A 20,834-nucleotide genomic window follows, 5' to 3' on the forward strand; every position below is an offset into this window, starting at 1 on the left:
TCTTTGGTCGGGACGATGAACAGGAAGCCGTGTGGTGTCCTGTTTGTGTGCTGAAAACTAAATGGTATAGAAAAAGGAGCTGGCAGGCAAGTAGCCTATCAACTCCAAATATCGTAGCGCCTTTTTTGTCGTCTGGGCGGCTCAGTCGGCGTAACGCGCCTGGATGAACAGGTCGCCTTGCAGGCGCAGCCAGCGGCTGCCGTTGGCTGCGGTCACGCTGGCGACGGCCATCACCCGGTCGCCGTCGCTCAGCCGCAGCGGCGCGACGTCACCGTACGGCGCCAGCCACTGGGTGACGCCATGGGGGCCGCAGGTGATGGTCACGCCCTGCCGCGCGGTCGTTTCGGTGTAGGCGAACTTCGCTTCGGGCTGAGGCACCGGGGCCTGGGCCAGGCGGTAGGGGTTGGCGCTTTGCGGCCTGGTGTCAGCGGCGGTCAGCCACTGGGCGCCACCGATGTTGAGCCACACCTGGCCGCTGCTTTCTCTGGCCATCGCGAACACGCGCCAGAAGGTGTGGGCCGGCAGCTTCGTGGCCAGCGGCTGGTTGAAGTCGGGCTGGGCGAAGGTGGCCTTGGCCGACATCAGCTCGATGAAGGCCGCGGCCGGCGGGGTGCCGGGCGTCAGCCGGGCCAGGTCGTAGCCGAAGGTCACCTTCTGGCTGGTTTCGGTGAAGTGGCCGGTTTGGGTCTGGACATCGGCGTGAGCCGCGAGCTCGGGCAGCGCCTGCGTGGTGAAGACCGCGTTCAGCTTGCCAATCAAAATCTCGGGGTTGGCCAAGAGGCGACCGCCTTCGTCGCGGTGATACACCACCACCGGGGCCGCGACGCGAGGGAGGTAGCGGTAGCAGATGACGTGCGGCGCGGCCGGAAACTGGGTGATGAAGCCGTCGATGCCGGTCAGCACGAAGCCTGGAATCAGCGGCACGTCGATGGCGACGGGCTCGCCGCTGGCGCCGTGCAGCACTTGCGGCGGCGCCAGCGTCCGGCCCTCGCGATCTTCAAACCGCACGGTCAGCCGCACCCGCGCCGCGGTAGGGCCGGTCACCGCCGGCACCGCCGACCGTGGCGGTACTGGGGCCGCTGGCGCTGGTGCGGCCGGTTGCCGCCCCGGTAGTTTGGGTTTTTGCGTCGGGGCCAAAACCGGCGTCGGGCGCAGCCAGGCCCGTAACTTGGCGAATAATCCCATGCTTGCCTCCTTGAGAACAAACAACGCCGGCCGAAGCCGACGTCGTTAGTGCTTCGGCCGCAGCGTGACTTCGGCCAGCTTATCGCCGCGAATCACCGTGGCGTCGTTGAACGCGACGCCGCAAAGCTTCTCAAGCGCAAAGGCAATCTCGGCGTCCTTGATGTTGCGGGTGTCGCTGGTGAACAGCAGCTCGTCGTGCGTGGGGGCCTTGGTGAAAATGACCGTCACGTTGCCCAGCGAGTAGACCTTGATGTAGGTCGCATCGGTGTGGGCAAGCTGTTGGGTGACTAAGTGCGGGTAACTGTTGGTGATGTCGATCAAACGCATATCGTGTACCCCCGTTCTTTTATCTACTTTCATTATAAAAGACTTCGCCGCGAAATACTACATCTGCGGCGCCGGCCGGACAGTTTCTGTCACGGTTGGGGGCCAGACGGTGGGGTGTGCCGATCGCGGGCGTTATTTTGGCGGCTCAGGCGCGGTCCTCTGGGGCAACGGCGCGGATCACCTTGCAAGGGACGCCGGCGGCCATCACGTTGGCCGGGACGTCCTTGGTGACCACGCTGCCGGCGCCAATCACCGTGTTGCGGCCGATGGTGACGCCTGGCAGCACCTTGACGCCTGTGGCGATCCACACGTTGTCTTCGATGGTGATCGGGTGGGTAAACTCCAGCCCCTGGATGCGTTCCGGCACGTTTTGCGAGTGGGTCTCGGTAATCAAGGCGACGTCCGGGGCGATGAACACGTTGTCGCCGATGGTAATCTTGCCGCTGTCCATCAGCCGGCCGTTCACATTCATGAAGAAGTTGTCGCCGACTACGGTGTTGGTGCCATAGGTGGTGAACAGCGGCTGCTCGATCACGCAGTTGGCGCCGACGTGGCCCAAAAGCTCCCGCAAGGCCGCGGTGCGTTCGGCCTTTTGCAGCGGGTGGAGGTGGTTGTAATCGTACAACCGGCGGGTCGTCGCCTCGCGTTCGGCCGTCAGCGCGGCATCGTTGGGCTGGTACAGCTCACCGGCAAAGGACTTTTCTTTCTCGGACTTGGTCATGATGGACACTCCTTTGAATTGGCTTTCTTTTCGATTGTCGCACGTCTCAAAGTCAGCGACAAGGGCGTCGGACGGGTTCCTGGCAGGTCGCCGTAAGCCAACCACTATTTAGTTTGACAAACTAGCGGGACGGGCGTATTCTGCACTAGTCAGGCTGACTAACTAGGAGGCAACATGAAACAGACACAACTGCTGCGCGGGGTTTTGGAAGGCTGTGTGTTGGCCATCATCGCCAGGCGGTCGACTTACGGCTACGAGCTGATGCAGGCGCTGCACGACTACGGGTTCACCTCGATTGTCGGCGGGACGCTGTACCCCATGCTGGCCAAGCTCGAGGCCAGTGGGGACTTGCGTGGCGTCCAGCAGGCCTCGCCGGACGGCCCGATGCGCAAGTACTTCACGCTGACGACGCAAGGTGCAAAGACGCTGGCGGCTTTTCAGGCGGATTGGGCTAGCTTTGGGGCCCAGGTGGCCCGGGTGATGGCCGACACCAAGGAGGATCAAGATGACAAGACGAGATGACGAAGCGCAGCTCGATGCGCTGCAAAACGCACTGCACCCGCGACCGGGCCGCGGTGATGGCCCAGCTGCTGGCGCTGGCGCAGGACCTGCAGTCGGCTGAGGCGGCCGGCGAGTCGGCCCAAGCCTACTTCGGCCAGGATCCGCAGGGGATGACCAAGGCAATTTTGCGCGAGTTGCCCCTGCGGCCCTGGCGGTTTTGGCTGCGCGGTGGGGCCGTGGTCACCGGGCTGGGGTGGCTGATGATGCTGCTGGCTGCCGCCGGCCGCCAGCCGGTGCTTGCGCTGCACCTGGGGGCAGCCGGCGGGATGGTTGCCATCACGGTGGCCGTCGTCGCCTTGCTTGCGCGTTGGGCCGCGTCCGTCGCCTTCACCCAAGGCCATGGCTGGTTCGGAACGGGTGCCGCGCTGGCGGCGCTTGGCGGCGGCTGGCTGGGTGTGGCCGTGGCCCTGATGGTGTGGCAGCCAGGGCCAGCGGTGGCCGTCTTAGTGCCTTGGGACCTGGTGCTGATTGCCGTCAGCTGCGCGGTGGCGCTGGGGTGGCTCGGGTGGGTGGCCGTTCACCATCACATGCTGGGGGTGCTTGCGCCGGAGATGCTGTTGCTGGTGATGTTTGCCATCAACGCGCTGGTGCGGCAGTTCAACCAAGACCGCGGCACGGCGTTGACGGCTGGGCAGACGTTGTGGTTGGTGGGGGTGTGGGGGACGCTATTGATCGCCTACCTCGCCGCCAGCGCCTGGGTAGGGCGGCGGTCGCACCAGGCCGCCCGGCACGGCCGCAGGTGACAGACCAGTCGGCCACGCGAGACCGTTAGCGAGACTTGGCGCAACGGCCGAACCCGCTTGCAAGCGGCCGGCAATCGTTGGCCGAGTCTAGCCGAACGCCAAAAAAGCCGGCAGCCGTCTGATGACGGTTGTCGGCTTTCGCGTGGCGCTAGGCGCCGGCCTCTGAAATGGCGATTTCGCCGTTGTTGATGCGGGCCTCCAGTGCCTTGGCCTGCGGGTGGTCGAGGTAGAAATCGGCGACGCGGTCTTCAATCTGCTCCTGGATGACGCGGCGCAACGGCCGGGCCCCCATGGCGGGATCGTAGCCCAAGGTGACCAGCTTCTCCTTGACCGGGTCGGTGACGTGAATCGTCAGGCCCTGATCGTGGATATTGGCGTTGGTCTGGTCGATCATGAGCGACACAATCTTGAGCAGGGACTCCTTGGTCAGCGGCTTGAATTCGATGATATCGTCGAAGCGGTTCAGGAATTCAGGCTTGAAGTAGTTGCCCAGCTGGCCCAAGACGCTCTTGGTGGTGCCGTTCAAAGACGCTCCGAAGCCCACGTTGGCCTCGGCGTCGGTCGAGCCGGCGTTGGAGGTCATGATGATGATGGTGTCCTTGAAGGAAACGGTGCGACCCTGGCTGTCGGTCAGGCGGCCGTCGTCCAGAATCTGCAGGAACATGTTCATCACATCCGGGTGGGCCTTTTCGATTTCGTCCAGCAGAATCAGGCTGTACGGGTTGCGCCGCACCTGCTCGGTCAGCTGGCCGGCTTCTTCGTAGCCGACGTAGCCCGGAGGGGAACCGATCAGCTTAGACACGCTGAACTTTTCCATGTACTCCGACATGTCGAAGCGAATCATCGCTTCCTGGGAGCCGAAGAGTTCCTTGGCCAGCTGCTTGGCCAGCTCGGTCTTGCCGACGCCGGTGGGGCCGACGAACAGGAAGCTGCCGATCGGGCGGCCGGTCTTGTTGAAGCCGATGCGGTTGCGGCGAATGGCACGGGCGACCTTGTCGACGGCGTCGTCTTGGCCGATCACGTTGGCCTCGAGGTGCGGGGCCAGGTCCTTGAGCTGCTGGGCCTCTTGGTTGCGCAGCTCACCGACCGGGATGTTGGTCTTTTGCTCGACAATCTGCTCCATGTCCTTATCGGTCACGGTTGGGGTGTCGGCGTTGGCGTCCTGCTTTTGCTGGTCTTGCATCTTCTGAAGCTTGGTGACCTGGTCGCGGTAAAACGCGGCCTTTTCGTAGTCCTCTTGCTTCAGCGCGGCCTGCTTTTGCTTTTCGGCGTCGTCAATCTTGGCCTGCACGGTCTTGGGATCGGCCACGGTGATGGTCAGGTTCTTGCGCGAGCCGGCCTCATCCAGCAAGTCGATGGCCTTGTCGGGCAAGAAGCGGTCTTGAATGTAGCGGCTGGACAGGGTGACAGCGGCCTGAATCGCGGCCGGCGTGTAGGTGACGTGGTGGTAATCCTCGTAGCGCTTTTGGATGCCTTCGAGGATCTTGACGGTTTCGGCCTCGGTCGGCTCGTCGACGGTGACGGGCTGCAGGCGCCGGGCCAAGGCGCTGTCTTTTTCAATCTGGCGGTACTCGTTGTTGGTGGTGGCGCCGACCAGCTGCATCTCGCCACGCGCCAGCGCCGGCTTGATCACGTTACCGGCGTCCATGCCGCCTTCCGCGTTGCCGGCCCCGACGATTTCGTGAATCTCGTCGATGAACAAAATGACGTTGGGACTCTTCTTCAGCTCGGTCAACAGCTGCTGCATGCGCTGCTCGAACTGGCCGCGAATGCCGGTGCCTTGCACCAGCGACACGACGTCGAGCTGGATGACCTGGCGCTCTTGCAGCTTGGCCGGCACGTCACCGTTGGCGATCTTCAGGGCGAGCCCCTCGACCACCGCGGTCTTACCGACCCCGGCCTCACCGATCAGCACCGGGTTGTTCTTGGTGCGACGGTTCAGGATTTCGATCACCCGGGCGATTTCGGCGTCGCGGCCAATCACGGGATCAATCTCACCGTTTTTGGCCTTGTCGGTCAGGTTGACCCCGAACTGCGCGAGCACGCTGTTGCCGCCGCCGCGGTTGTTGTTGCCGCCGCGGCCGGCCTGCGTCGGCGGGGTCTGTGCGGTTGGGGATTCGGGCTGGCCCGAATTTTGCCCCTGGCTCATCGCCTTGAACAGGTCGTCAAGGCTGTTGAAGCCGAAGGGGTCGTTGCTTGCATTGGTTGGATTCATAGAACCTCCTGCTTGCGCCTTGAGCTGCTGGTAGCAGTTTTGGCACAGGTTGATCTCTTGGCGTTGACCATTCACGCTGGTGTACAGGTGAATGGTCGCTGGATTTTGATGGCAGTTCTCACAGAGCATCGCGATCACGACCTTTCTTTGTGGGGGGAGCCCCCCTTGTCAAAAAAAGCTTTGACCTTTATTGACCAAGGACTAGTATACAACAGCGGGTTAAATTTGCAAGCACTCTAATGCCGAGAGTGCTAAAAAATTTGACGAAACCCTTTTCTTATCGGTTTTGATTGCGGTTTCACTCGCATAATGCTAGCATAATCTTGTACGTCAAAGCGCGTCAACTTCAAAGGCTGGCGCTTTAAAGGAGGCAGGCGAATGGCACCGGACTACCAGCAGCTGATGGACGAGTTACGCGCAGGGTCGCGCAGCGAAATCGAGGTGACCCCGGAAACTTTCGGGGCGTTTCGGACCGCTTGGACCGACTATCCCAACCGCGACGAGATCGTGGGGCAGGCCAAACGCGGCGGTAACATCGTCTACCGTTACAAATCCGGGTCGGGAGATTAAAAAGCGACTTCAGACTTGCCGTGAAAACGGAATGATGGTAAGGTTTACAAGAGATAGAATTGTCCATTCTATTCGGAAAAGACTTTTTATGCGAAGGAGCAGATTACTCATGGAAAAACGCGAATTTAATGTCATTGCAGAAACAGGGATCCACGCACGTCCGGCTACCCTTTTGGTTCAGGCCGCAAGCAAGTTCAACTCCGACATCAACTTGGAATACAAGGGGAAGAGCGTCAACTTGAAGTCCATCATGGGCGTGATGTCCCTGGGCGTTGGCCAAGGTGCCGACGTGACCATCTCCGCTGAGGGTGCCGACGAAGCCGATGCCATCAACGCCATCGAAGAAACGATGAAAAAGGAAGGTCTGTCTGACTAATGACAAAGCAACTCAAAGGGATCGCTGCTAGTGACGGCATCGCAACTGCGAAGGCCTACATGTTAGTGCAACCCGATTTGTCATTTTCTCAGTCTACAATTGAAGATCCAGAAAAAGAAATCGACCGTTTGCACGACGCACTAGACCAAAGCAACGGCGAGCTGAAGATTATCCGCGAAAAGGCGGCGGAGTCACTGGGTGAGGAAGAGGCGCAAGTCTTCGACGCACACATGATGATTCTGGCAGATCCGGAGTTCACCGGCGCGATCGAATCGAAAATCAAAGACGACAAGGTCAATGCTGAAACCGCACTGAAGTCGGTTTCCGATATGTTCATCGCCACCTTCGAGGCGATGGTCGACAACCCGTACATGCAAGAACGCGCCGCGGACATCCGCGACGTGGCCACCCGTATCCTGGCCCACTTGCTTGGCCGGCCGCTGCCGAACCCGGCGCTGATCGACTCCGAGGTCATCGTGGTTGCCCACGACCTGACCCCATCCGACACGGCGCAGCTCAACAAGAAGTACGTCAAGGCGTTCGTCACCGACATCGGTGCCCGCACCGCCCACTCCGCGATTATGGCCCGCTCCCTTGAGATTCCAGCCGTTGTTGGGACTCAGGAGATCACGACCAGCGTCAAGGAAGGGCAGCTTTTGACCGTTGACGGCTTGACCGGCGACATCACCATCGACCCAAGCGAGGCGCAGGTCGCGGCATCCGAGAAGGAAGCCAAGGCATACGCGGATCAAAAGGCCGAATGGGCGCTGCTCAAAACCGCCAAGTCCGTGACCGCCGATGGCAAGCACTTCGACATCGCCGCTAACATCGGCACGCCCAAGGACCTCGATGGGGTTTTGGCCAACGGCGCCGAGGCGATCGGCTTGTACCGCACCGAATTCCTGTACATGGACTCCGCAGAACTGCCGACGGAAGACGATCAGTTCGAGGCCTACAAGAAGGTTCTCGAAACGATGAGCCCGAAGCCGGTGGTGGTGCGCACCATGGACATCGGTGGGGACAAGCACCTGCCGTACCTGCCGCTGCCAGAGGAGCAAAACCCATTCCTGGGTTACCGCGCGATTCGGATTTCGCTTGATAAGCAGGACATCTTCCGCACCCAGCTGCGCGCCTTGTTGCGCGCTTCCGCGTTCGGTGAACTGCGCATCATGTTCCCGATGATCGCCACGATTCAGGAATTCGAAGCCGCCAAGGCTATTTTCCTGGAAGAAAAGGGCAAGCTGGTGGCCGACGGCGTCAAGGTTTCCGACAGCATCCAACTGGGGATGATGATCGAAATCCCGGCTGCCGCGGTCCTGGCCGACCAATTCGCCAAGCACGTCGACTTCTTCTCCATCGGCACCAACGACCTGATCCAATACACCATGGCCGCTGACCGCGGGAACGAGCACGTGTCCTACCTGTACCAGCCTTACAACCCGTCCATCCTGCGCCTGATCAAGAACGTTATTGACGCGGCACACAAGGAAGGCAAGTGGGCCGGCATGTGTGGGGAAGCCGCCGGTGACCCGATCATGGTCCCAATCCTCTTGGGGATGGGCCTGGACGAGTACTCGATGTCTGCGACCTCTGTACTTAAGATTCGCAGCCTGATGAAGCGGCTGTCCACCGCGGACATGGCGGAGTTGGCCGACAAGGCGCTCAACGATTCCATTTCCAACGACGACAACAAGAAATTAGTCGAGGCCTACACCAAGTAGGTCGCGGTAAGAGCCCGGAGACGGGCTCTTTTTTTTGGATTCGCAGCGGTGAGCTTATAAATTGACGGCCGTGTTGGCAGGGCTTACACTGGGTTCAGATGATTATCCAAAGGGCGGGGAAGGCACTGCGTCGCAGCACCTGTCATGCCACTGCCTCGGGGGAAGGTCCGGAGCATAAGCATCTCCAGTACCCCCACTCATACCAAGTCGAACCCGACTTTCAACACACGTGTTTTCGCGTAACGGCGCCTTATGTGGGCCCGAATACCAGGGTGTGGACCACCATCCACCTGCCGCTAAGTGCCGCGCCTACCTGCAACGCGCAGGGTAGCTGCGGAGCGGCACTGACAGGGGGCTTGTTCGGATTGAGGCGGCGCCGTCTGACCGCGTCGCGAGCCGACCACAAGAAATTGCAACCAACATCCAAAATACCGAGGCTGCCGCGGGGGGAACCCCCAGCGGTGGCTTCGGCGCGTCCGGCGCCAGAGCGTGGCGTCGGTTTTTGCATCGCCAGGCTTATCCCGCAAATTCGCGAGTTTGCGACACATCATGTCACGGCCAACCGGTATTCTAAATCATGAACAGAGACGCACATCGCATGGTTGCCGCGCAACCGGAAAGGACCATCACATGACAGACTTCATCAAGCGTTTTAACCAAGAGGACTCCTTTGCCATCTGGCCGACGCCACCGGCCGGTACCGACCTGACCACCCAGGTCGCGCGTAACGCGGCCTTCAAAGCGGCCTATCAGCCGGGCTACCCGGCCGCCGAACTGGCCGCGCTCGATGCGCTGAGCGACGAGGCGTGGGCCGCCAAGATGGCCGCCGTGCGGTACGTGCTGGTCGGCCTGAACCCGGGCAACGCCGGCACGGCCGGCCACTTCAGCAATTTCCACGGCGCCGCCAAGAGCAACGACGCCAACCTCGCTGCTGTGGTGTCTGGTACCCCGGTGTGGGGGGCCTTCATGACCGACCTGTCGCAGACGGTAGAAAGCGACTCGAGCAAGGTCCGTGTCACGCCGGCCGACGTCGCCGCCTTGTACCAGCACCTCGATGCGCTGGGCATTCCCCAAGACGCGGTGGTGATCGCGCTGCACAGCGCGGTGGCCAAGGCGTTAGGCAAGGCCTCGGCCCAGGCGCTGCGGCCATTTGACGCCGCCACGCAGGTGATCCCGCACTACTCCTACCTGTATCATAACCCGATCACCTCCTCCCAAAAGGCGCGTCGCACCATCGAGGCGCTGAGCGGCATGGCCGACTGACGCGACCGCGGCGGGTTGGCGAGCCAAAAGCGTTTGACAGCGCATACAGGCCGGGCTACACTTGATTGGTGGGGTCGGCCGCAAGTTGTGCTGACCAATCAGACGCAGGAGGACACGAACATGGAATTAGCAGTGATTGATATCGGTGGGACGACCATCAAGTTTGCCCGCTGGGACGGCACGACGCTTCAGGACCGGCACGCCGCCGGCACCCCGGTCGACCTCGAAGGGTTTTACACCTTGCTGAGCACGGAGGTCGCGCAGATGAAAAAGCGGGGGCCGCTGGCCGGCGTCGCGATTTCCTCACCCGGGGCTGTCAACCAGGCGACCGGTGTGATTGAAGGCGCCAGCGCCTTGCCGTACATCCACAACTTCGAAATCGTGCCCGAGCTTGAGCGCCGCTTTGGGCTGAAGGTCGCGATCGAAAACGACGCGAACTGCGCGGCCCTGGCTGAGGTCGACAGCGGCGCGGCGGCCGGCAAGTCGCGCGTGGCGGTGCTGGTTTTGGGCACCGGCGTCGGTGGCGCCATCATCGCCGACGGTCACATTGAGCACGGCCACCACCTGCTGGGCGGGGAGTTCGGCTACATGATGCAAAACGGCCGCACCCTCAGCGAGCAGGGCACGGCGGTGTCCGTCGGCAAGGCCTACCGCGAGGAAAGCGGGGAGAACCTGTCGGGCAAGGACGTCTTTGACCGCGCAGACGACCACGACCCGCTGGCCGTCAAGCTGACCGAGGCCTTGTACCAAAGCCTGGCCGAGGCGATTTTCAATCTTCAGTACAGCTTTGACCCCGAAGTGTTCCTGATCGGCGGCGGCATTTCGCGCAACCCCGCGCTGCTGCCCGGGATTCGCCGGCACATCGCGCAGGTGATGGCCTATGTCAAAATTGCGGACGTCACCCCGCAGGTCGAAAGCTGCAAGTACCTGGAGGCGGCCAACCTGATGGGTGCGATTGCCAACTTCAAACAGCGCTACGCCGACTGAGCGTGGCAGAGCCGAGTGATCGGCTCTTTTTTTTACCTGCAATGGACTGTCGCGATACGGCACCACGACCGACTATCCATTTATAAACCCGAACATTAAAATCATTATTAAACCAAATCGTTCCTAAACAAGGTTGAAAACGCGAACCGTCCATGATAAACTCAAGGCAACTTATGAAAGCGGGTGACAGCTATGACCGTGGCGATTGTCATGGGGTCGGTGTCCGATTGGCCGACCATGAAGGAGACTGCAGCACTGCTCGATCAGCTTGGGATTACCTACGTCAAGCGGGTGATCTCGGCCCATCGAATGCCCGAGACGCTGGCGCAATTCGCGCAAGGTGCGCGGAAAGCCGGACTCTCGGCCATCGTCGCCGGAGCCGGCGGGGCGGCCCATCTGCCCGGGATGCTGGCGGCCAACACGACGCTGCCGGTGATCGGGGTTCCCATTAAAACCCGAACATTGAACGGCGTCGACTCCCTGCTGTCCATTGTCCAGATGCCAAGCGGGGTGCCGGTCGCGACCATGGCCATCGGTGAGGCGGGGGCCAAGAACGCCGCGCTGTTCGCCGCCAGTCTGCTCAGCGTCACCGACGCGGCGGTGGCTCAACGCCTGGCCGCCTTCCGGACCGCGCAGACCCAGGCGGCGGAAGAAAGCGAGGCGGCGATTCTTGACTAAGGTGATTGTGCCCCCGGCCACCATCGGCATTGTTGGTGGCGGTCAGCTCGGCCGGATGCTGGCCTTGGCCGCCAAGGCGATGGGTTACACGGTCGGCGTTTTGGACCCGACGCCGCAAGCGCCGGCCGGTCAGGTGGCGGATTTTCAGGTGACCGCCGATTTTGCCGACACCGCGGCGCTTGAGCGGCTCGCCCAGGCCAGCGATGTGCTGACCTACGAGTTTGAAAACGTCGACCTCGCGGCCCTGGAAGACGCCCAGCGCTTCGCCGCACTGCCGCAGGGGACCCGACTGTTGGCCATCACGCGCGACAGGCTGAGCGAGAAAACCTTTCTGCAGGAACACGGCATTCCTACCGCCAAGTTCGCCAGCGTCCCGAATGCCGCCGCCTTGATTCCGGCCATTCACCGGGTGGGGGTGCCAAGCATCCTCAAAACCGCGACCGGCGGCTATGACGGTCACGGCCAGGTCGACATCTTGGGCTTTGATCAGCTGGAGGCGGCCAAGGCCCTGGCGGCCGAGACGCCCTGCATTCTGGAGGAGCGCTTGGAGTTTCGCCGCGAGCTGTCCTTGATGGTGACGCGCGACGGTTCGGACCGGGTGCGGTGTTTCCCCATCGTCGAGAACCGCCACGCCCAGCACATTTTGCACGAGACCCTGGCGCCGGCGCCGGGACTGGCACCGGCCCTGGCCCAGCAGATTAACGGGCTTGCGACCACCATCGCCAACGCGCTGGACCTGCGCGGGGTGCTGGGCATCGAGCTGTTTGAAAGCACCACCGGAATCGTGGTCAACGAGCTGGCGCCGCGGCCGCACAACTCGGGGCACTACTCAATTGAGGCCTGCAACCTGTCGCAGTTTTCCGCCCACATCCTGAGCATCTGCGGCCTGCCGCTGCCGCAGATCACGCTGAACACCGAGTCGGTGATGCGCAACCTGCTGGGGGCCGACCTGGCGGCGGCGCGGCTGGCTTGGCCCAAGCACCCGGAGTGGCACCTGCACGATTACGGGAAGGCACAGGCGCGGCCCGGCCGAAAAATGGGTCATATCACGGTGTGTGGCGGAACGTTAGAGACGCGACTGAAGGCGGTGGCCTTCGAGGAGGACAATTGTGAAAACTGAGTTACTGTACAGCGGGAAGGCCAAGCAGATGTACGCGACGGAGGACCCGACGGTGCTTTGGGTCGAGTACATGGATCAGGCCACGGCCCTGAACGGGAAGAAGAAGGTTCAGATTGAAGGCAAGGGCGCCTTGAACCGCCAGATCTCAAGCCTGCTCTTTGAAGAGCTCAATGCCAACGGGTTTGCCACCCATTACCTCAAGACGCTGGATGCCAACACCATGCTGGTGCGGCGCGTTGAGATGGTGAAGCTGGAGGCCGTGGTGCGCAACTTTGCGTCGGGCAGCTTCGCCCGCAAGTTCCAGACGACCCCGCTGTTGCCGCTGCACCCGGCGGTTCACGAGTTTTACTACAAGTCCGACGCGTTGGACGATCCGTTCATCAACTCGGAGCAGGCGATCGCCTTGGGCCTGGCCGACGCGGCGACGATTGCCGAGATGCACCGCCAAAGCGACGCGGTCAACGCCTACCTGACGGCGCGATTCGATGGCATCGGCATCGACTTGGTCGACTTCAAGCTGGAGTTCGGCACCCTGCCGGACGGCACCCTGATCCTCGCCGACGAGCTGTCACCCGACAACTTCCGCCTGGTGGACCAGGCGACCGGCCAGTCGCTGGACAAGGATGTATTTCGCAAGGACCTCGGGCCGCTGCAGCCCGTTTACCAAGCCGTCTTGGACCGCCTGAAAGGAGCCCAACATGTATAAAGCTGAAATCGATGTGAGCTACAAGCCAAGCGTTCTGGATCCCAAGGCCGCGGTGATTCAAAACACCTTGCAGCGCCTGGGCCAGACCAACGTCCAAAGCGTGGTGGTGGGCAAGCACTTTGTCCTCACCCTGACGGCGGCCGATCAGGCGGCGGCCGAGGCGCAGGTCGATGCGATCTGCGACCAGATGCTCGCCAACGTGAACATGGAAAGCTACCGCTACACGGTGCAGGCGGTGACGGCATGAAGGCGGCGGTGGTCAGCTTTCCCGGCTCGAACTGCGACGACGACTTGATCTGGGCGCTTGAGACGGTTTGCCACCAAGCCGCGACTAAGGTCTTGGCCTCGGCCACGACGCTTGACGGCTTTGACCTGGTGCTGTTGCCCGGTGGCTTCTCTTACGGGGATTACCTGAGAAGCGGCGCCATTGCCAAGTTTGCGCCGATCATGGCCGCCGTGCGGGACTTCGCGGCGGCCGGCGGCTACGTGATCGGCATCTGCAACGGTTTTCAGATTCTGACCGAGGCGGGGTTGTTGCCCGGCGCCTTGCAGGCCAACACCTCACTTGAGTTTCGTTGCGCCCAGGCACCGTTGATCGTGGCCAACGCGGAGACGGCCTTTTCCAATGCCTACGCTGACGGCGCCACCATCACGCTGCCGATTGCCCACGGTGAAGGCAACTACTACGCCGACCCCGCCACGCTGGCCGCGCTTGAGGCCAACCACCAGGTGGTGTTTCGTTACGCCGATAACCCCAACGGTAGCCTGAACGACATCGCAGGCATCGTGAACGCCCAGGGGAATGTGCTGGGCATGATGCCGCACCCGGAACGGGCGGTGGAGGCGCTGCTCGGTGGCACCGATGGCCTGGGCGTATTCGACTCGCTGACGGCCGCAACGAAAGGAGAACCGCATGTCCAACACGCTTAGTCCAGAGGCGGTACAGGAACAAAAGCCATACTTGCAGTGGGGCCTGACCGAGGCGGAGTACAACCGTTACGCCGAGCTGCTTGGTCGACTGCCGACTTACACGGAAATCGGCCTGGCATCGGGCATGTGGAGCGAGCACTGCGCCTACAAGTACTCCAAGCCCGTGCTCAAGACCTTCTGGACCCACAACGACCGGGTGTTGATGGGTCCCGGCGAAGGCGCCGGGGTGATCGACATCGGCGAGGGCAAGGCCGTGGTGTTCAAGGCTGAAAGCCACAACCACCCGAGCGCCGTTGAGCCTTACGAAGGGGCGGCGACCGGTGTCGGTGGCATCATCCGCGACATTTTCTCCATCGGGGCCAAGCCGATTGCGGTGCTCGACGCGCTGGCCTTCGGCGACCCACAGGACCCGCACCAAAAACAGCTGATCGACGGCGTGGTCGCCGGCATCGGCGATTACGGCAACGCGATCGGCATCCCCAACCTCGGCGGCGAGGTTCGCTTCAGCGCCGCCTACACCCACAACCCGCTGGTCAACGCGATGTGCGTCGGCGTGATGGACAAGGCCAAGATCCAAAAGGGGAAGGCCGCCGGCGTCGGCAACGCCTTGATCTACGTCGGGGCCAAAACCGGCCGCGATGGCATCAATGGCGCAAGTTTTGCCTCGGCCGAGTTCTCCGCGGAGGAGGCGGCCGACCGCTCGGCGGTTCAGGTCGGCGATCCGTTCATGGAAAAACTCGTGATGGACGCCTGCCTGGAGGTGACCCGCGATTACCAAGATCAGCTGGTCGGAATGCAGGACATGGGCGCCGCCGGGCTGGTTTCCTCGACGGTTGAAATGGCGGGTAAGGCCAACTCCGGCATGGTGTTGGACCTCGACTTGATTCCCCAGCGCGAGCCGAACATGACGCCTTTTGAGATCATGCTCAGCGAGTCGCAGGAGCGCATGATGCTGTGCGTTCAAAGCGGGGCGGAAGACGCGATTATCGCGGTGTTCAAGCGCTACGACCTGGATGCCGTGGTTTGCGGCCACGTCGAGTCCGGCCACCGCTACCGCCTGCTGCACCACGGCGAGGTCGTGTGCGACGTGCCGGTCAGCGCCTTGACCACGGATGCCCCGGTATACCACCAAGAAAGCCGCCAGCCGGCGCGGTTGGCTGACCCGGCGCCGCACTGGCAGCCGGTGATTGACAACGCCCAGGCCACGCTCGAGGCGCTGCTTCAAGACCCTAACGTGGCCGACAAACGCTGCATTTTCCGCCGCTACGACGCGCAGGTGCAGACCAACACGGTGCTTGCGCCAGGCGCCGACGCCGGGGTGGTGCGGGTTCGCGGCACCCACCGGGCGCTTGCGATGACGGCCGACTCCAACGGGCGCTACCTGGCCTTGGATCCCGCAATCGGCGGGGCCATCACGGTGGCCGAGGCCGCCCGCAACCTGGTGGCGACCGGCGCAGAACCTTTGGGCATCACCGACTGCCTGAACTACGGCGACCCGACCAAGCCCGAGATGTTCTACGAGCTGGCCGAATCCGCCAAGGGCATCGTCGCGGCCACCAAGGCGCTGAACACACCGGTGATTTCCGGCAACGTCTCGCTTTACAACGAGACCTCGGGGGTGGCCATCGACCCGACGCCGATGATCGGCATGGTCGGACTGATCGAAGACCTCACCGCAATCGGCACCCCGGGCTTCAAGCAGGCCGGTGATGGGATCTACCTGATCGGCGAGACGCAAGCCGACTTCGACGGGTCGCTGCTGCAGGTGCTTGAAACCGGCAGCGTGGCCGGCAGTCTGCGGCCACTGGACCTGGTCGCCGAAAAGCGCAATCAGGACCTGGTGCTGGCCGCAATCCGCGCCCATCTGACCACCGCGTCGCACGACGTGGCCGACGGCGGGCTGCTGGTGACCCTGGCCGAAATGAGCTTCCCCGAAGGTATCGGCGCGACGCTCGACGTCGCGCTACCGCAGGCCCAGCTCTTTGCCGAAAGCCAGGGCCGCTTCCTGGTGACGGTGCCGCAACACCACCAGGCGGCCTTTGAGGCACTGGCCGGCACGCTGGCCACGCGCATCGGTACCACTGGTGACACCGACCTGGTGGTGCAGGCGCTGGACGGCCGCGTGGCGGCACCGGTCGCGGCCTTGAAACAACTCAACTTGGAGGGACTTGCATGCCAGCTGAAGTGACCGAAGTCAAGAGCCTGAACGAGGAATGCGGCGTCTTTGGCATTTGGGGTGATCCCCACGCCGCGGCCATCACCCACCTGGGGCTTCACACCCTGCAGCACCGCGGCCAGGAAGGCGCCGGCATCGTCGGCAAAACCCCGGCCGGGCTGCGGCGCCACTATGGCTTTGGCCTGGTGTCCGAGGTCTTCGCCGACCCGGCCGACCTCAAGCAGCTGACCGGCACCGCCGCGCTGGGTCACGTGCGTTACGCGACGGCCGGCGGCGCGATTCTCGAGAACATTCAGCCGCTGCTGTTTCGCTTCTCCGACACCGCGATGGCGCTGGCCCATAACGGCAACCTGACCAACGCCCAGAGCCTGCGAGCGGCGCTAGAGGCCGATGGGGCCATTTTTCAGTCGACCTCGGACACCGAGGTGCTGATGCACCTGCTGCGCAGAAGCCCTGCCAGCACGGTCAAAGACCAGCTCAAAGACGCCCTTAACCAGGTTCACGGCGGCTTCGCCTTCGTGCTGTTGACCGAACAGGCGATGTACGCGGCGGTGGATCCCAACGGCTTTCGGCCGCTGGTGGTCGGTCGCCGGCCCGACGGCGGGGTGATTGTCTGCTCCGAAACCGCGGCGCTGACGGCGGTGGGAGCCGAATTCCTGCAGGACGTCCAACCCGGCGAGCTGGTCACCATCACCGATGCCGGCTGGACCACCGAGCCCTACACTGACCACACACAGCTTGCGGTGTGCTCGATGGAGTACATCTACTTCGCCCGGCCGGACTCCGAGATTCACGGCGTCAACGTGCATCAGGCCAGAGTCGCGATGGGGCGGCGCCTGGCGCAGGAACAACCGGCGCAAGGCGACATCGTCGTCGGGGTGCCGAACTCGTCTTTGTCGGCCGCCATCGGTTACGCCAGAGAAAGCGGCATTCCCTACGAGCTGGGACTGGTCAAAAGCCAGTACGTCGCGCGAACCTTCATTCAGCCGACCCAGGCGCTGCGGGAACGCAGCGTTCGGCTGAAGCTGTCGGCGGTCAAGGCGGTGGTGGCCGGCAAGTCCGTCGTGCTGGTCGACGACTCGATTGTTCGCGGCACCACCGCGATTCAGCTGGTGCAGCTGCTCAAGGACGCCGGGGCGACCGCGGTTCACCTGCGCATCGCCAGCCCCCCGCTGCGCTTCCCGTGCTTTTACGGCATCGACATTCAGTCCACCAAGGAGCTGTTCGCGGCCAACCACAGCGTCGCCGAGATGAAGCAGGTGCTGGGTGTGGATTCGCTCGGGTTCCTGTCGGTGGCCGGGCTTGAGGACAGCGTGGCGCTTTCGACCACCGCGCCGAACGGCGGCCTGTGCGTCGCGTACTTCACCGGCGAGTACCCGACCGGGTTGGACGATTACGCCGCGAACCTGGCCAAAGAGCTGACGCACCTTTCGATCAACGTGAAGGAGGTTTTTGCATGAGCATCGATTACCGTCACGCCGGCGTCGACATCGACGCCGGGGCCGAGGTGGTCCGCCGCATCGCGCCGCTGGCCCGGGCCACGCAAAATGACAACGTCCTGGCCAACATCGGCGGCTTTGCCGCCGCTTACCGGCTGCCGACCGTGCCGGAGCCGGTGCTGGTGACGGCCACCGACGGGGTCGGCACGAAGCTCCTGCTGGCGCTACAGTGCGAGTCGCACGACACCATCGGCATCGACCTGGTGGCGATGGTCGCCAACGACCTGCTGGCCAGCGGCGCCAAGCCGCTGTTTTTCCTCGATTACCTGGCCACCGACGCCTTGTTGCCCGAGCGGGTCGAAACCATCGTGCGGGGCATCGCCTATGGCTGCAGTCAGGCCGGCATGGCCCTGATCGGCGGCGAAACCGCCGAGATGCCGGGGATGTACCCCCAGCAACACTACGACCTCGCCGGCTTCGCCGTCGGCCTGGCCAGCGCCGGTCGGCTGCTGCCGAGTCAAGTCGCGGCCGGCGACGTCTTGATCGGGCTGCCGTCCAGTGGGGTTCACAGCAACGGTTTTTCGCTGGTGCGTGAGCTTCTGGCGGAGACCAACCTGGGGAACCTGCCGCTGAGCGACGGGCGGGAGATGACCGCGGCGCTGTTGGCCCCGACCAAAATCTACGTCCAAGACGTCTGGCCGCTGATTGCCGCCGGACTGATCCACGGCGCCGCCCACATCACCGGCGGCGGCTTCACCGACAACGTGCCGCGGATGCTGCCCAGCCACCTGGCCGCCGCGCTCTCAGCCGGCGCCTGGCAGTGGCCGGAGCTGTTCTCGCGGCTTCAAGAGGCCGGCTCACTCAGCCTGGCGGAGATGCGCCGCACCTTCAATCTGGGCATCGGCATGGTGTTGGCGGTGGCGCCGCAAGACGCGAAGACGGTGCTGGCCCGGCTGCCCCATGCGGTGACCATCGGGCGCGTGGTGCCGCGCGACGGCCAGGGAGTGACGTGGACCGCATGAAAAAGCTGATCGTATTTGCCTCAGGCACCGGCAGCAACTTTCAGGCGCTGGCGGATCACCTGAGGACCCGCTCGGACGTCGCCATCGGTGCCTTGGTCTGCGACAAGCCCCACGCCGCGGTGATTGGCCGGGCCCAGGCGCTGGGCATTCCGGTGATTACTATCGACTACCGAGCCTACGCTAGCAAGGCGGCCGCCGAGCAGGCGCTGCTGTCGCGGCTGCCGGCCGCCGACTTGGTGGTGCTGGCCGGCTTCATGCGCATCGTCGGGCCGACGCTTTTGGCGGCCTTTCCCGACCGCATCATCAACCTCCACCCGGCGCTGTTGCCGAGCTTTCCCGGCCGCACCGGCATCGAAGACGCCTGGCGCTACGGCGTGAAGGTGACCGGCGTGACCGTGCATTACGTCGACGCCGGCATCGACTCGGGCCGCATCATTGCCCAGGCGCCGGTGGCGATTGCCGCTGGGGAGTCGCTGGCTCACCTGGAGGCGCGAATCCACGCGGTGGAGCACGACCTGCTGCCGCAGACTGTTGACCAACTCATTTTAAAAGGAGCGATTTGAATTGAAACGAGCCTTACTCAGTGTTTCCGACAAAACCGGCCTGGTGCCCTTCGCCCAGGGCCTACTAGACCGCGGCTTCACCCTGGTGTCCACGGGCGGCACCAAGCAGGCGCTGGCCGAGGCCGGACTTGCCGTGACCGCCGTTGAAGACGTCACCGGCTTCCCCGAAATGCTCGACGGGCGGGTCAAGACGCTCCACCCAAAGATTCACGCCGGTATTCTCGCCAAGCGCGACTCGGCCGCTCACATGGCGGCCTTGGCCGAGCATGACATCGCGCCGATCGACGTGGTCTGCGTCAACTTGTATCCCTTCGCCGAGACCATCCAGCGGCCCGGCGTGACGCGCGAACAGGCCATCGAGCAGATCGACATCGGCGGCCCGAGCGCCTTACGCGCGGCGGCCAAGAACGGCAACAGCGTCTGGGCGGTGGTGGATCCCGCGGATTACCCGGCGGTGCTGGCCGGGCTCGACGCAAAAGACGCCGAACTACGCGCCCAACTTGCCGCCAAGGTCTTTGCGGTGACGGCGGCCTACGACGCCCAGATTGCCGCCTACTTGAACCCAGAGCCGTTCCCGGCGCTGTATACCCCGACTTACCGCAAGCTCGAGGACTTGCGCTACGGGGAAAACAGCCACCAGCAGGCCGCCTTTTACGCCGCGCCGAACGCGCCTAAGGAATCGCTGGTCAACGCGGTGCAGCTGCACGGCAAGGCCTTGTCTTACAACAACATCCGCGATGCCGACGCGGCCCTGGCGATGCTCAACGAGTACCAGGCGCCGGCGGTGGTGGCGGTCAAGCACATGAACCCCTGCGGCATCGGGGTGGCCGAGACGATTGAGGCGGCCTGGGACAAAGCCTACGCGGCGGATCCCACCTCGATTTTCGGCGGCATCATCGCCTTGAACCGCACCGTCGACCTGGCGACGGCGACCAAAATGCACGCGCTGTTCCTGGAAATCGTGATGGCCCCGGCCTTTGACCCCGACGCCTTGGCGGTGCTGAGCAAAAAGAAGAACCTGCGCGTGATGACCGTTCAGCTGGCCGCGCCGGAGCCGTCTCACATCGAGGCCACGCCGGTCCTCGGCGGGGTGCTTTTGCAAACCACCGACGCTGCGGTTGAGGGGCCAGACGACGTGACCGTGGTGACCAAGGTGGCGCCAACGCCCGAGCAACTGCGGGCCCTCTTGTTTGGCCAGCAGGTGGTCAAGCACGTGAAGTCCAACGCCATCGTCGTGGTCAAAGACGGCCAGACGCTCGGCATCGGGGCCGGGCAGATGAATCGCATCGGCTCTGTTGAAATCGCGCTGAAGCAGGCGCAGGGCAACGCGAACTTCGCTGGTGCAGTGCTGGCCTCGGACGCGTTCTTCCCGATGGCCGACTGCGTGGAATACGCCGCCAAGCACGGCATCCGGGCGATTATTCAGCCCGGCGGCTCGATTCGCGATCAGGATTCGATCGATGCGGCCGACACGTACGGGATCGCGATGGTGGTGACCGGGGTGCGGCACTTCAGACACTAGGCGAAAGGA

The 20,834-nt window shown here is 63.2% G+C and carries 21 protein-coding genes; 17 read left to right on the top strand and 4 right to left on the bottom strand.

The window, feature by feature from the left end; genetic code table 11:
• Positions 1-141: 141 nt before the first annotated feature.
• The 3 genes from ACYVRZ_RS09335 to ACYVRZ_RS09345 all read right to left on the bottom strand — a co-directional run bounded on the left by ACYVRZ_RS09335 (position 142) and on the right by ACYVRZ_RS09345 (position 2,233).
• Positions 142-1,185: a MucBP domain-containing protein gene (locus ACYVRZ_RS09335; RefSeq protein WP_461226350.1), complete on the bottom strand. Its 1,044-nt coding sequence runs from the start codon at positions 1,183-1,185 to the stop codon at positions 142-144.
• Between the two features lie 45 nt (positions 1,186-1,230).
• Positions 1,231-1,512: a DUF1827 family protein gene (locus tag ACYVRZ_RS09340; protein WP_262316121.1), complete on the bottom strand. Its 282-nt coding sequence runs from the start codon at positions 1,510-1,512 to the stop codon at positions 1,231-1,233.
• Between the two features lie 145 nt (positions 1,513-1,657).
• The gene (locus tag ACYVRZ_RS09345) at positions 1,658-2,233 is read right to left on the bottom strand and encodes a sugar O-acetyltransferase (RefSeq protein ID WP_461226351.1); all 576 of its coding nucleotides are present in this window, start codon (positions 2,231-2,233) and stop codon (positions 1,658-1,660) included.
• Between the two features lie 174 nt (positions 2,234-2,407).
• Here ACYVRZ_RS09345 and ACYVRZ_RS09350 point away from each other — a divergent pair, with 174 nt between their 5' ends.
• Both ACYVRZ_RS09350 and ACYVRZ_RS09355 read left to right on the top strand, forming a co-directional pair.
• Entirely contained in the window at positions 2,408-2,755 is a 348-nt protein-coding gene (locus ACYVRZ_RS09350) for a PadR family transcriptional regulator (protein WP_461226352.1), read from the top strand.
• Complete coding sequence (locus ACYVRZ_RS09355; protein WP_461226353.1) at positions 2,752-3,537, top strand: hypothetical protein; 786 nt, start codon at positions 2,752-2,754, stop codon at positions 3,535-3,537. Before ACYVRZ_RS09350 ends, ACYVRZ_RS09355 begins: the two co-directional genes overlap by 4 nt.
• Positions 3,538-3,685: 148 nt before the next feature.
• Here ACYVRZ_RS09355 and ACYVRZ_RS09360 read toward each other — a convergent pair whose 3' ends face one another.
• Positions 3,686-5,881, bottom strand: coding sequence for an ATP-dependent Clp protease ATP-binding subunit (locus ACYVRZ_RS09360; protein WP_461226354.1), 2,196 nt, complete (start codon positions 5,879-5,881; stop codon positions 3,686-3,688).
• 249 nt (positions 5,882-6,130) lie between these two features.
• On the opposite strand from ACYVRZ_RS09360, the gene ACYVRZ_RS09365 reads away from it, so the two are divergent.
• From ACYVRZ_RS09365 to purH, 15 genes are all read left to right on the top strand, one after another.
• Positions 6,131-6,322 carry a hypothetical protein gene (locus ACYVRZ_RS09365; protein WP_262316116.1) on the top strand — a complete coding sequence of 64 codons (192 nt, stop codon included), beginning with the start codon at positions 6,131-6,133 and terminating at the stop codon, positions 6,320-6,322.
• A 109-nt stretch (positions 6,323-6,431) separates the two neighbouring features.
• Positions 6,432-6,698 carry a phosphocarrier protein HPr gene (locus ACYVRZ_RS09370; RefSeq protein ID WP_262316115.1) on the top strand — a complete coding sequence of 89 codons (267 nt, stop codon included), beginning with the start codon at positions 6,432-6,434 and terminating at the stop codon, positions 6,696-6,698.
• A complete protein-coding gene (gene ptsP, locus ACYVRZ_RS09375; RefSeq protein WP_461226355.1) occupies positions 6,698-8,419 on the top strand; it encodes a phosphoenolpyruvate--protein phosphotransferase in 1,722 nt (573 codons plus the stop codon). Before ACYVRZ_RS09370 ends, ptsP begins: the two co-directional genes overlap by 1 nt.
• 630 nt (positions 8,420-9,049) lie before the next feature.
• A complete protein-coding gene (locus tag ACYVRZ_RS09380) occupies positions 9,050-9,682 on the top strand; it encodes a hypothetical protein (protein ID WP_461226356.1) in 633 nt (210 codons plus the stop codon).
• A gap of 120 nt (positions 9,683-9,802) precedes the next feature.
• Positions 9,803-10,669, top strand: coding sequence for an ROK family protein (locus ACYVRZ_RS09385; RefSeq protein ID WP_461226357.1), 867 nt, complete (start codon positions 9,803-9,805; stop codon positions 10,667-10,669).
• 192 nt (positions 10,670-10,861) lie between these two features.
• Complete coding sequence (gene purE / locus ACYVRZ_RS09390; protein ID WP_461226358.1) at positions 10,862-11,347, top strand: 5-(carboxyamino)imidazole ribonucleotide mutase; 486 nt, start codon at positions 10,862-10,864, stop codon at positions 11,345-11,347.
• Positions 11,340-12,467, top strand: a complete 1,128-nt coding sequence (purK, locus tag ACYVRZ_RS09395; protein WP_461226359.1) for a 5-(carboxyamino)imidazole ribonucleotide synthase — start codon at positions 11,340-11,342, stop codon at positions 12,465-12,467. The genes purE and purK overlap by 8 nt, the downstream gene beginning before the upstream one ends.
• Entirely contained in the window at positions 12,454-13,173 is a 720-nt protein-coding gene (gene purC / locus ACYVRZ_RS09400; RefSeq protein ID WP_461226486.1) for a phosphoribosylaminoimidazolesuccinocarboxamide synthase, read from the top strand. Before purK ends, purC begins: the two co-directional genes overlap by 14 nt.
• Positions 13,166-13,420: a phosphoribosylformylglycinamidine synthase subunit PurS gene (purS, locus tag ACYVRZ_RS09405; RefSeq protein WP_262314885.1), complete on the top strand. Its 255-nt coding sequence runs from the start codon at positions 13,166-13,168 to the stop codon at positions 13,418-13,420. Before purC ends, purS begins: the two co-directional genes overlap by 8 nt.
• The gene (gene purQ, locus ACYVRZ_RS09410) at positions 13,417-14,103 is read left to right on the top strand and encodes a phosphoribosylformylglycinamidine synthase subunit PurQ (protein WP_461226360.1); all 687 of its coding nucleotides are present in this window, start codon (positions 13,417-13,419) and stop codon (positions 14,101-14,103) included. Before purS ends, purQ begins: the two co-directional genes overlap by 4 nt.
• Positions 14,087-16,291, top strand: a complete 2,205-nt coding sequence (gene purL / locus ACYVRZ_RS09415; protein WP_461226361.1) for a phosphoribosylformylglycinamidine synthase subunit PurL — start codon at positions 14,087-14,089, stop codon at positions 16,289-16,291. The genes purQ and purL overlap by 17 nt, the downstream gene beginning before the upstream one ends.
• Positions 16,276-17,739: an amidophosphoribosyltransferase gene (purF, locus tag ACYVRZ_RS09420; RefSeq protein WP_461226362.1), complete on the top strand. Its 1,464-nt coding sequence runs from the start codon at positions 16,276-16,278 to the stop codon at positions 17,737-17,739. Before purL ends, purF begins: the two co-directional genes overlap by 16 nt.
• Positions 17,736-18,740: a phosphoribosylformylglycinamidine cyclo-ligase gene (gene purM / locus ACYVRZ_RS09425; RefSeq protein WP_461226363.1), complete on the top strand. Its 1,005-nt coding sequence runs from the start codon at positions 17,736-17,738 to the stop codon at positions 18,738-18,740. The genes purF and purM overlap by 4 nt, the downstream gene beginning before the upstream one ends.
• Positions 18,737-19,303: a phosphoribosylglycinamide formyltransferase gene (purN, locus tag ACYVRZ_RS09430; protein ID WP_461226364.1), complete on the top strand. Its 567-nt coding sequence runs from the start codon at positions 18,737-18,739 to the stop codon at positions 19,301-19,303. The genes purM and purN overlap by 4 nt, the downstream gene beginning before the upstream one ends.
• 1 nt (position 19,304) lies before the next feature.
• Positions 19,305-20,825 carry a bifunctional phosphoribosylaminoimidazolecarboxamide formyltransferase/IMP cyclohydrolase gene (gene purH, locus ACYVRZ_RS09435; protein WP_461226365.1) on the top strand — a complete coding sequence of 507 codons (1,521 nt, stop codon included), beginning with the start codon at positions 19,305-19,307 and terminating at the stop codon, positions 20,823-20,825.
• The last annotated feature ends 9 nt before the right edge of the window (positions 20,826-20,834 follow it).

The organism is Lacticaseibacillus suihuaensis, assembly GCF_054785075.1.

Bases quoted from the DNA above. Each gene is read 5' to 3' on its own strand.
- ACYVRZ_RS09335 (WP_461226350.1), bottom strand. From the start codon at position 1,185: ATGGGATTATTCGCCAAGTTACGGGCCTGGCTGCGCCCGACGCCGGTT.
- ACYVRZ_RS09340 (WP_262316121.1), bottom strand. From the start codon at position 1,512: ATGCGTTTGATCGACATCACCAACAGTTACCCGCACTTAGTCACCCAA.
- ACYVRZ_RS09345 (WP_461226351.1), bottom strand. From the start codon at position 2,233: ATGACCAAGTCCGAGAAAGAAAAGTCCTTTGCCGGTGAGCTGTACCAG.
- ACYVRZ_RS09350 (WP_461226352.1), top strand. From the start codon at position 2,408: ATGAAACAGACACAACTGCTGCGCGGGGTTTTGGAAGGCTGTGTGTTG.
- ACYVRZ_RS09355 (WP_461226353.1), top strand. From the start codon at position 2,752: ATGACGAAGCGCAGCTCGATGCGCTGCAAAACGCACTGCACCCGCGAC.
- ACYVRZ_RS09360 (WP_461226354.1), bottom strand. From the start codon at position 5,881: ATGCTCTGTGAGAACTGCCATCAAAATCCAGCGACCATTCACCTGTAC.
- ACYVRZ_RS09365 (WP_262316116.1), top strand. From the start codon at position 6,131: ATGGCACCGGACTACCAGCAGCTGATGGACGAGTTACGCGCAGGGTCG.
- ACYVRZ_RS09370 (WP_262316115.1), top strand. From the start codon at position 6,432: ATGGAAAAACGCGAATTTAATGTCATTGCAGAAACAGGGATCCACGCA.
- ptsP (WP_461226355.1), top strand. From the start codon at position 6,698: ATGACAAAGCAACTCAAAGGGATCGCTGCTAGTGACGGCATCGCAACT.
- ACYVRZ_RS09380 (WP_461226356.1), top strand. From the start codon at position 9,050: ATGACAGACTTCATCAAGCGTTTTAACCAAGAGGACTCCTTTGCCATC.
- ACYVRZ_RS09385 (WP_461226357.1), top strand. From the start codon at position 9,803: ATGGAATTAGCAGTGATTGATATCGGTGGGACGACCATCAAGTTTGCC.
- purE (WP_461226358.1), top strand. From the start codon at position 10,862: ATGACCGTGGCGATTGTCATGGGGTCGGTGTCCGATTGGCCGACCATG.
- purS (WP_262314885.1), top strand. From the start codon at position 13,166: ATGTATAAAGCTGAAATCGATGTGAGCTACAAGCCAAGCGTTCTGGAT.
- purQ (WP_461226360.1), top strand. From the start codon at position 13,417: ATGAAGGCGGCGGTGGTCAGCTTTCCCGGCTCGAACTGCGACGACGAC.
- purL (WP_461226361.1), top strand. From the start codon at position 14,087: ATGTCCAACACGCTTAGTCCAGAGGCGGTACAGGAACAAAAGCCATAC.
- purF (WP_461226362.1), top strand. From the start codon at position 16,276: ATGCCAGCTGAAGTGACCGAAGTCAAGAGCCTGAACGAGGAATGCGGC.
- purM (WP_461226363.1), top strand. From the start codon at position 17,736: ATGAGCATCGATTACCGTCACGCCGGCGTCGACATCGACGCCGGGGCC.
- purN (WP_461226364.1), top strand. From the start codon at position 18,737: ATGAAAAAGCTGATCGTATTTGCCTCAGGCACCGGCAGCAACTTTCAG.